Source organism: Viridibacillus soli, assembly GCF_016612995.1.
Lineage (GTDB): Bacteria > Bacillota > Bacilli > Bacillales_A > Planococcaceae > Viridibacillus > Viridibacillus soli.
In genome coordinates, this window is record NZ_JAEOAH010000036.1 from 1 (window position 1) to 8,909 (window position 8,909).

8 protein-coding genes and 1 pseudogene are annotated in these 8,909 nt (G+C 39.7%); 3 read left to right on the forward strand and 6 right to left on the reverse strand.

The window, feature by feature from the left end:
- The 4 genes and pseudogenes from JFL43_RS17585 to JFL43_RS17600 form a co-directional block, all read right to left on the reverse strand.
- Positions 1-397 (reverse strand): annotated as a pseudogene (locus JFL43_RS17585) (transposase); the annotation flags it as partial.
- A gap of 136 nt (positions 398-533) precedes the next feature.
- Positions 534-1,010, reverse strand: a complete 477-nt coding sequence (locus JFL43_RS17590; protein WP_200750040.1) for an acyl-CoA thioesterase — start codon at positions 1,008-1,010, stop codon at positions 534-536.
- Positions 1,011-1,250: 240 nt separating this feature from the next.
- Positions 1,251-2,678, reverse strand: coding sequence for an aldehyde dehydrogenase family protein (locus JFL43_RS17595; protein WP_200750041.1), 1,428 nt, complete (start codon positions 2,676-2,678; stop codon positions 1,251-1,253).
- A gap of 76 nt (positions 2,679-2,754) precedes the next feature.
- A complete protein-coding gene (locus JFL43_RS17600; RefSeq protein WP_200750042.1) occupies positions 2,755-3,738 on the reverse strand; it encodes a DUF4003 family protein in 984 nt (327 codons plus the stop codon).
- A gap of 89 nt (positions 3,739-3,827) precedes the next feature.
- Between JFL43_RS17600 and JFL43_RS17605 the strand changes: the two genes are divergently transcribed.
- Positions 3,828-4,652 (forward strand): aminoglycoside N(3)-acetyltransferase, encoded by an 825-nt coding sequence (locus JFL43_RS17605; protein ID WP_200750043.1) that lies wholly within the window; start codon positions 3,828-3,830, stop codon positions 4,650-4,652.
- A gap of 49 nt (positions 4,653-4,701) precedes the next feature.
- Here JFL43_RS17605 and JFL43_RS17610 read toward each other — a convergent pair whose 3' ends face one another.
- Positions 4,702-5,064 carry a DUF779 domain-containing protein gene (locus JFL43_RS17610; protein WP_200750044.1) on the reverse strand — a complete coding sequence of 121 codons (363 nt, stop codon included), beginning with the start codon at positions 5,062-5,064 and terminating at the stop codon, positions 4,702-4,704.
- Positions 5,065-5,082: 18 nt separating this feature from the next.
- Complete coding sequence (gene adh, locus JFL43_RS17615) at positions 5,083-6,603, reverse strand: aldehyde dehydrogenase (protein ID WP_200750047.1); 1,521 nt, start codon at positions 6,601-6,603, stop codon at positions 5,083-5,085.
- Between the two features lie 213 nt (positions 6,604-6,816).
- On the opposite strand from adh, the gene rluF reads away from it, so the two are divergent.
- Both rluF and JFL43_RS17625 read left to right on the forward strand, forming a co-directional pair.
- Positions 6,817-7,521: a 23S rRNA pseudouridine(2604) synthase RluF gene (gene rluF / locus JFL43_RS17620; protein ID WP_200750045.1), complete on the forward strand. Its 705-nt coding sequence runs from the start codon at positions 6,817-6,819 to the stop codon at positions 7,519-7,521.
- A 37-nt stretch (positions 7,522-7,558) separates the two neighbouring features.
- On the forward strand, positions 7,559-8,278 hold the full coding sequence (locus JFL43_RS17625) for a DUF6904 family protein (protein ID WP_200750046.1): 720 nt from the start codon (positions 7,559-7,561) through the stop codon (positions 8,276-8,278).
- Positions 8,279-8,909: the final 631 nt, after the last annotated feature.

Here is an 8,909-nt window from a genome sequence, read left to right on the forward strand (position 1 = left end):
CAAGTCGCCAATTTGTTGGTCACGAAGATCCTTTTGTGTCGGCGCATTATCCCTTTTAATTCCTCCACTAATTGTACTACGACTTTCGGGACCACTTCCTCTCCAACTCTGCGTACTTTTTTAATACTTCAACCTGTTGCTTCAAATAACGATTTTCAGCATGTAACTTAGCGGTTTCACTTTCATATTCAGGTCCTTTACCAAAAGTATATTGTTTTCCCACTGGCTGTTCAAGACGATGTAACTCGCCATTTTGATACCATTTCATCCATGTTTTTAACTGAGACTTATTACGAATCGTCAATTCTTCTAATACTTGCTTAACTGGAATTCCTGCTAACCTCATTTCAATCGCCTTCATTTTTACTTCTACTGGATAGCTCACTCTAGTTCCCATAGAAAAAAACACCTCCACGTTGGTTTTTAAAGGTAGGATACCCATTTTTCAACGAAAGGTGTTTTTATTTGTCTCATATTTTTAGGTCAGTGCAGCACGAATATTTGTGCATGAAGGGCGGTGTTTTTTAATTTAATCAGTGAGGCATTAAACGTTTTGCTTTACGATGCTCACGACGTGCAGGACCAGAATCGAATAAGCGTTTCTCTGCTTCTGTTTCTGGGAACACACCTGGCACAGGAACGGGCTTGCCATTTTCATCAACCGCAACCATTGTTACAAATGATTCAGTTGTTAATTTTTGTTCACCTGTTAATAGGTTACGGGAAATTACACGTACATATACTTCCATAGAAGAACGACCCGTTGACGTCACCACACATTCTAATTCTAGAACATCACCAATATGTGCTGGTGATACGAAATCAACTGAGTCGATTGAAGCAGTGACAACTGCACTTTTTGCATGCTTCATCGAGGTAATCGCAGCAATTTCATCGATATAAGCTAGAACTTTCCCTCCGAAAATAGAATTCATATGATTCGTATCAGGTGGAAGGACTAATCTTGTTTGTATAGTACGTGACTGGCCCATAGAAATTGGTTCTGCCATCTTCTAAACACTCCTCTAAATCAATTTACTTTCTCATGCTAACGTGATTTTAAAGTTAACGCAAATATTTTTTCACAATTCGGACAAAAATGATGTTCCAATGAGTAAAACATAGTTTTATTACTAAAAAAGACTTAAAGAACATTTTCGCAGTCTAATTACGCTAATACTATTAGGATTTTTAAACAGATTTCTCACTAAAAAGCTATCTGTATCATACCCGATGGATTAGCATCATATTCATATAACCGTTTTCACCGTAATAAATTTCAGGTCGGTCATACCTTCTACTGCAAATTTGATTCCTTCACGTCCATAACCACTCATTTTTACGCCGCCATATGGCATATTATCGGTCCGAAATGTTGGAATGTCGTTAATAATGACGGCTCCTGCCTCTAACTCATCCGCTGCACGCATAGCATCATCTAATTTATTTGTGAAGATACCTGCGTTCAAACCAAGGTCGGATTCGTTCAATAAATCAATAGCTTTGTCGAATGTTTCATATGAAACAATCGACAAAATCGGCGCAAATACTTCCTGACAAACGACCTTCATATCTGATTTGACATTCGTCATGACGGTTGGTGTCAAAGTACGTTCAGTGAATGTTCCACCTGTTTTGACAACTGCTCCTTGTACTTTTGCTTCCTCAATCCATTCCGTAATTCTTGCTACTTCTTTCGGATTAATCATCGCACTGACATCAGTTGATGGATCTAACGGATCACCAACTTTTAATTTTTCTGTTTCCGCTACGAATGCCTTTGTGAATTCCTCGTAAATCGATTCATGCACGAAAATACGTTGTAATGAAATACAAACTTGTCCAGCAAAGCTGAATGCCCCGTTCACACAGCGTCCAATAATTTTATCAATCGGCACGCTTGGTTCTACGATTAGGCCTGCATTCGAACCAAGCTCAAGTGTAATTTTACGCAAGCCTACTTGCTCTTTAATTTTTAATCCTACAGCACTACTACCAGTAAACGTTACTTTTTTAACAGTCGGATTTGTGACGAGCTCCTCGCTAAGTTCACTACCGCTTCCTGTGACAATTTGTAGTGCACCGTCTGGCAAACCGGCTTCCTTGAAAATTTCTGCCATAATAATGCTACTTAATGGCGTTTGCGTAGCTGGTTTTAAGACAACTGTATTTCCAACTGCAAAAGCAGGTCCTAATTTATGTGCCACTAGATTAAATGGAAAGTTAAATGGTGTAATCGCTGAAACAACGCCAAGTGGTACACGCTTCGTCCAACCGATACGATCCGTTACACCTGGTGCCGCATCCATTGGGACTGTCACACCATGTACTTGCTTCGCTTCCTCTGCGGCAAATTGATACGTCGCTATCGTACGATCCAACTCACCAAGGCTTGCTGTAATCGGCTTCCCTGCTTCTAACGCTAAAATATCAGCTAGCTCTTCACGGCGTCTGCGCAAAATTTCAACGACGTGATATAAAATTTCCGCTCTCTCATAAGCAGTTGTTTTTTTGAAAGATTGAAAGGCCTTGTGAGCTCCTTCAATCGCACGGTGCACATCTGCTGGTGTCGCTTTCGCAACTTTTGCAATCACTTCACCACTATACGGAGATTGCAGTTCATAACTCTCCATTGCTTCTTCCCATTTTCCATTTATCCAAAGTTGTGTTTCTTTCAAAACAAGCGCCTCCTATATTTCAATCCCTACTCCTTTTCATATTAGCACTATTATTTCTAGTTGTTGTAGGGGATGCTTATCCTCCATCGCTACTGTTTGCTGCAGTTGATGAACTTACTATAACTGCAGTAGAAATCATTGCAGCTTGCTGAGCCTGTAATATAGCATCTAAAGAGTTCATCACCGTCATTGTTGTAGAAGTTTGTGTTTCAATTAAATGCTTTGTTTCAAGCTGAATCGCAATTGGTAAAATCATCTCTTTATAACCCCATTTAAACAGCTTCATCTGTTCAAGTTCAAAATAGACTTCGACAATTTGTTGTAGGAGTTCATCTTTCGCACCGATAGCTCCCAACAAACCCAGTACCATATAATGCGATCTCTTAACTTTAATACCCGATTTTTTCAAAAAGTCACGTACATGCAACACATTCTCTGTGTTTTTGCGATTATATGTAGCACTCGTAATTGTCATAATTTGAGAGGTCCATTGCAATTCATCGCCACTATAAAAACGGTTGCTCTTTAAATCTTTATAATAATCATTCATCGTTGTAGCTCGTTCTTGTAAGTTTCCTTCCTGCTGACTTAGAAGCACCGCAAACGGAATATCTTCATGTGAGGTTAGGAAAGGATGGTGCTTACGAATTTCATCATATAGCTCTTTTCCTTTAATCGCTTGATCTGCCTCTGATAGCTCATTAGAACCGATAAAAAGCGCCGATAAATAAGAATACATAGAGCGTTTAAAGCCTGCTTGTTTCAAAATCCCCTCTCGTTCTAATAGGGTTTCAACCGCTACGCTCGGGCTCTCATCTGCACTATCTAAAAAAGCGACCATACTATGATGAATATAGGATCTTAAAGGTGACAATAATTTTGTCTGTTTTTTGATTTCATCCGATATTTCTAAATAACGTTTGGCGTTAAAAGTACGCCCTGTTGTAATATAGTAGCTAGAGATAGAGAGTAAAAAGCGCTTATCTACACTCCAACTCACAGTATTTTTTAAACTCTCATACGTATCTTGTAAATCCTGTTTTACTTGTTCCATTTCCATTACCAACCACTCCTTTTTCATTATTTTACGAACCGCCTAAAGAATGGTTTCATTTTGTTATAATGTAAGTAATTAGTGAGGTGAATAACATGACAGAATTTGATGTCATACAAAAAACGAATGTTTTCCAATCAAAAGATACATTAAAAGTTCAGCTCCAAGAACTAGGTATTAATATCGGTGATTCTATTATCGTTCACTCTTCACTTAGCAAAATGGGCTGGATTGCAGGTGCGGAGCAAGCAGTTATTGAAGCTTTGCTGGAAACAGTGACAATAACGGGGACAATTGTTATGCCGGCTCAATCTGCAGCCAATTCTGAACCATCCTATTGGGCATTACCACCTGCTCCAGAGCCTTGGCATCAAGCTATCCGTGATTCACTTCCAGCATATGATCCCCATTTATCACCTTTACGTGGCATGGGAAAAATAGCTGAATGTTTTTTAAGACACCCTGCAACAATTCGCAGTGCGCATCCAGCACATTCCTTTATGGCATGGGGACTAAATGCAGAAGAATGGATGAGAGAGCATCCGATTGAAAGCTCGTTTGGTCTTGCATCACCCCTTGGTAAAATGATGCAGCACGATATGAAAATACTATTCATTGGCGTTGACTATGATTCCTGTACAGCACTTCATTTATCAGAATATCTAGCTGATGTCCAAAACAAATCTCCTCAAGGAGCTGCTATGATGGTCGATGGTAGGCGCCAGTGGGTTACATTCAATATGCTAGATGTAGATTCTGATCGTTTCCCTGAGATTGGGAATGCTTTCGAAAAGGATCATTCTGAGCATTTATATTACGGCAAATTAGGACAAGCTAGCGCTAGGGTCATTACGATGAAGCCACTTATTGAATTTGGTACAGCGTGGCTAAACGCAAACCCAGCTACTCCTGAGAAATAAGAAATAAAAAAAGTTCTCCAGCAACTACATGCTAGAGAACTTTTATCTTTTATAAAAGCTTTTTCACTTCTGCAAACTCTTCATCAGTAAACGCACGCGAACGCGTTAAAAACCGTTTACCTTCAACACCTTCAAGGGAAAACATACCCCCACGTCCATCCACAACGTCAATAATGAGCTGTGTATGCTTCCAATATTCATATTGGCTTTCATGCATATAGAAAGAAACTTCACCTATTGAACCAAGACGTACATCGACATCTCCTAGGATTAGATCACCTTCTGCATAGCACATCGGTGAGGAGCCATCACAGCATCCACCTGATTGGTGGAACATGATAGATCCATGTTTACTTTTAAGCAAGTCGATCAATGCTAGCGCCTCATCTGTTGCGACAACACGGTCTACCATGTTCAGAATCCACCTTTCTTAGAAGAAGCCTTGTGCGCCTTCACTGTAACTTACAAGTAAGTTTTTAGTTTGTTGATAATGGTCAAGCATCATTTTGTGGTTTTCACGGCCGATACCTGATAATTTGTAACCACCAAATGCAGCATGTGCAGGGTATTGATGATAAGTATTTGTCCAAACACGACCTGCTTGGATGCCACGACCCATGCGATAAGCTGTGTTCATATTACGAGACCATACGCCTGAACCTAAGCCATATAACGTATCATTTGCAATTTCAAGCGCCTCTGCTTGATCTTTGAAAGTTGTCACAGAAAGAACCGGTCCAAAAATTTCCTCTTGGAAAATACGCATTTTGTTGTTGCCCTTGAAGACAGTTGGTTTTACATAATAACCAGTTGCAAGGTCGCCATCAAGCTCGTTTTGTCCGCCACCGATTAAGCATTCTGCACCTTCTTGTTTACCGATGTCAACATAAGAAAGGATTTTCTCAAGCTGCTCTTGAGAAGCTTGTGCACCCATCATTACATCAGTATCAAGTGGATTACCTACTTTAATCTCAGCTACACGTTTTAATGCTTTTTCTATGAATCTATCATAAATGGATTCTTGTATTAGAGCACGTGATGGACATGTACATACTTCACCCTGATTTAATGCGAACATAACAAATCCTTCAACTGCTTTATCTAAAAATGCATCATCTTGATCCATAACATCTTCAAAGAAGATATTCGGTGATTTACCACCAAGTTCAAGAGTAACAGGGATAATATTTTGAGTCGCGTATTGCATAATTAAGCGACCAGTAGTTGTTTCACCCGTGAAGGCAATTTTACCAATCCGTTTACTTATAGCAAGTGGTTTACCTGCTTCTAAACCGAATCCGTTAACAACGTTTAATACGCCTGCTGGTAGAAGATCTTGGATTAACTCCATTAATACAAGAATTGACACTGGTGTTTGCTCTGCAGGTTTTAATACGATACAATTTCCTGCTGCTAATGCTGGTGCTATTTTCCATACACCCATTAATATTGGGAAGTTCCAAGGTATGATTTGTCCAACAACACCGATTGGCTCATGGAAATGATACGCTACTGTGTCGTTATCAATTTGACTGATTGAACCCTCTTGAGCGCGAATTGCACCTGCAAAATACCGGAAATGATCAATAGCTAATGGTAAGTCTGCATTTAATGTTTCACGTACGGCTTTACCGTTGTCCCAAGTTTCAGCTACCGCTAAAAGCTCAAGGTTTTCTTCTATACGGTCCGCAATTTTATTTAGGATACGCGCACGCTCAGTAACAGTAGTAGTCCCCCAACTATCTTTTGCTGCATGTGCTGCGTCTAATGCTAGTTCAATATCTTCAGAAGTTGAGCGAGCTATTTTCGTAAATACTTGTCCCGTTACCGGTGTAACGTTTTCAAAATATTGACCATTGACCGGCGCCACCCATTTGCCCCCAATAAAGTTATCGTACTGCTCTTTAAAGTTGACTAGTGCACCTTCAGTATTTGGATTAGCATAAATCATCATCTATCTCCCCTTCAACAATAGTTTAAAACCACTTATTTTGGATACGCTTACATTAACATCTAAAAATATATTACCTATTATCCAAGTGGTCGTTTCTATTTACTATAATCTCTTATCCTGGGTAAAATTTCAACTTCAGGGTCCGAATTTTCTGAAAAATATTTTATGCTATCATGTATAATTATATTAATCAAAAAAAGGTGGAAGATTATGCGTATAAACAAATATTTAAGTGAGTCAGGGATTGTTTCAAGACGTGGTGCTGACAAGTGGATTACAGAGGGAAAGGTAACAATTAACGGTGAACTTGCAACTTTAGGCAGCCAAGTAGAAGACGGTGATAAAGTATATGTAGATGGCAAACCAGTCGGAAGACAAAATCAATTCGTTTACATTAAATTAAACAAACCGGTCGGCATTACAAGTACAACTGAAAAACATATTAGAGGGAATATTGTAGACTTTGTCAATCATCCATTACGGATTTTCCACATCGGCCGTTTAGATAAAGATTCAGAAGGACTTATATTATTAACAAATGATGGCGATATTGTAAATGAGATTCTACGCTCTGAAAACAAACATGAAAAAGAATATATCGTTAAAGTCGACCAACCAATCACTAGTCATTTCCTAAAGAGAATGTCTGAAGGCGTAGATATTTTAGATACAACTACATTACCTTGTAAAGTAGAAAAGCTCTCTAGTAACACATTTAAAATCATTTTAATGCAAGGATTGAATCGCCAAATCCGTAGAATGTGTGCAACTCTTGGCTATGGTGTAACAAGTCTACAACGCATTCGTATTATGAATATTGAAATCGACGATCTACGCGTTGGTGAGTGGCGTGATTTAACTAAAAAAGAAAGCTCAGAATTATTTAACTTACTACATTATAAACCAAAGAATTAACGTAATGGATATGTAAATATGTAAGGAGGGCTAGACAATGATCTCAATACAGAGTACAGAAAATTTGACTGGCGCTCGTATTAGCGGCGACTTTTGGGACTTTGATGAACTTGTACATGCTATACACCACATAACTACAATCGACGAATCAGACTCTCCTTATGAAGGTGCCCGTATTCGTGTATTAAGCGTCTGCTACGATATACGACATGCTGCACAAGGGGATCATAATATAGAATTCGTCATGAACGGTATGCATAAAGACATTATGAAGTCCCAGAATGTCATTGTCCCCGAACAAAATGTTTACCTATCCGTTGAAATATTATGGCCTGAACTACTTTTCACTACAATTGCTTTAAATGAGTTTATTCAATTATATAAAGGCCGAAATAATTTTCATTATTGGAACCTGCATATGACGACGATTCAAAAATTTCAAGCCAATGTGATCGACTGCTTGAAGGATTCCTTAAAGTCTCAAGACTTTAAGCTTTTTATGAGTATGATACAACTCCATCAGACATCAATAGTAGACTATGCCATTCAATACATAGACCTACTGAATCTGAAATTCATCCATATGTCACTAGAAGAACGACAAGCAAGTCTATCAACATTTGCATATAAAATTGCGTTTAAAGACACTGAATACATTGCATTTAAAAAGCAAATACTAAAAACAGCCAGCATAATCAAAAGCCCCATCTATGAAATGGAGCTCAGCTTAGAATACCCCGAAGAAATTGAATGGTAAAATTAATTGCTGAAGCGGCCCGTCGAGACTCGACAAGCTCCGGAACCTTCGAATCGAAAACATCTTTTCAGTTTTCGACCGAGAAGGTGGAGGCGACCTCGAGAGTCTGGCCGCTGAAGCTGGATATCTCATTTAATGCCAAAGGCGCTCGTTCAGCTGTGAAACACGTTGGAAGACTGACGCCAAAGTCGCTCTTTGACTGTGAGCGCCCGGCTGAAACGTCGCGAGCAGCTAGCGCTTGAAGCTGGATCTCTCATTTAATGCCAAAGGCGCTCGGTCAGCTGCGACTAGCGTTGGAGTTCTCGAATCAAAGTCATCTTTTCAGGCTTTGACCGAGAGAACGGAAACGACCTCGAGCAGCTAGCGCCTGAAGCTGGATATCTCATTTAATGCCAAAGGCGCTCGTTCAACTGTGAAACACGTTGGAAGACTGAAGCCAAAGTCGCTCTTTGACTTTGAGCGCCCGGCTGAAACGTCGCGAGCAGCTAGCGCTTGAAGCTGGATATCTCATTTAATGCTGAAGCGGCCTGTTCAGCCCCAACTAGCGTTGTAGAATGGAACACAGTCTAAGACCGCCACATCCTGTGGCAACGACTGCGTGACCCGCATCGTGCGGGCTTGAAACAAAAGC

Bases quoted from the DNA above. Each gene is read 5' to 3' on its own strand.
- JFL43_RS17590 (WP_200750040.1), bottom strand. From the start codon at position 1,010: ATGGCAGAACCAATTTCTATGGGCCAGTCACGTACTATACAAACAAGA.
- JFL43_RS17600 (WP_200750042.1), bottom strand. From the start codon at position 3,738: ATGGAAATGGAACAAGTAAAACAGGATTTACAAGATACGTATGAGAGT.
- JFL43_RS17605 (WP_200750043.1), top strand. From the start codon at position 3,828: ATGACAGAATTTGATGTCATACAAAAAACGAATGTTTTCCAATCAAAA.
- JFL43_RS17610 (WP_200750044.1), bottom strand. From the start codon at position 5,064: ATGGTAGACCGTGTTGTCGCAACAGATGAGGCGCTAGCATTGATCGAC.
- adh (WP_200750047.1), bottom strand. From the start codon at position 6,603: ATGATTTATGCTAATCCAAATACTGAAGGTGCACTAGTCAACTTTAAA.
- rluF (WP_200750045.1), top strand. From the start codon at position 6,817: ATGCGTATAAACAAATATTTAAGTGAGTCAGGGATTGTTTCAAGACGT.
- JFL43_RS17625 (WP_200750046.1), top strand. From the start codon at position 7,559: ATGATCTCAATACAGAGTACAGAAAATTTGACTGGCGCTCGTATTAGC.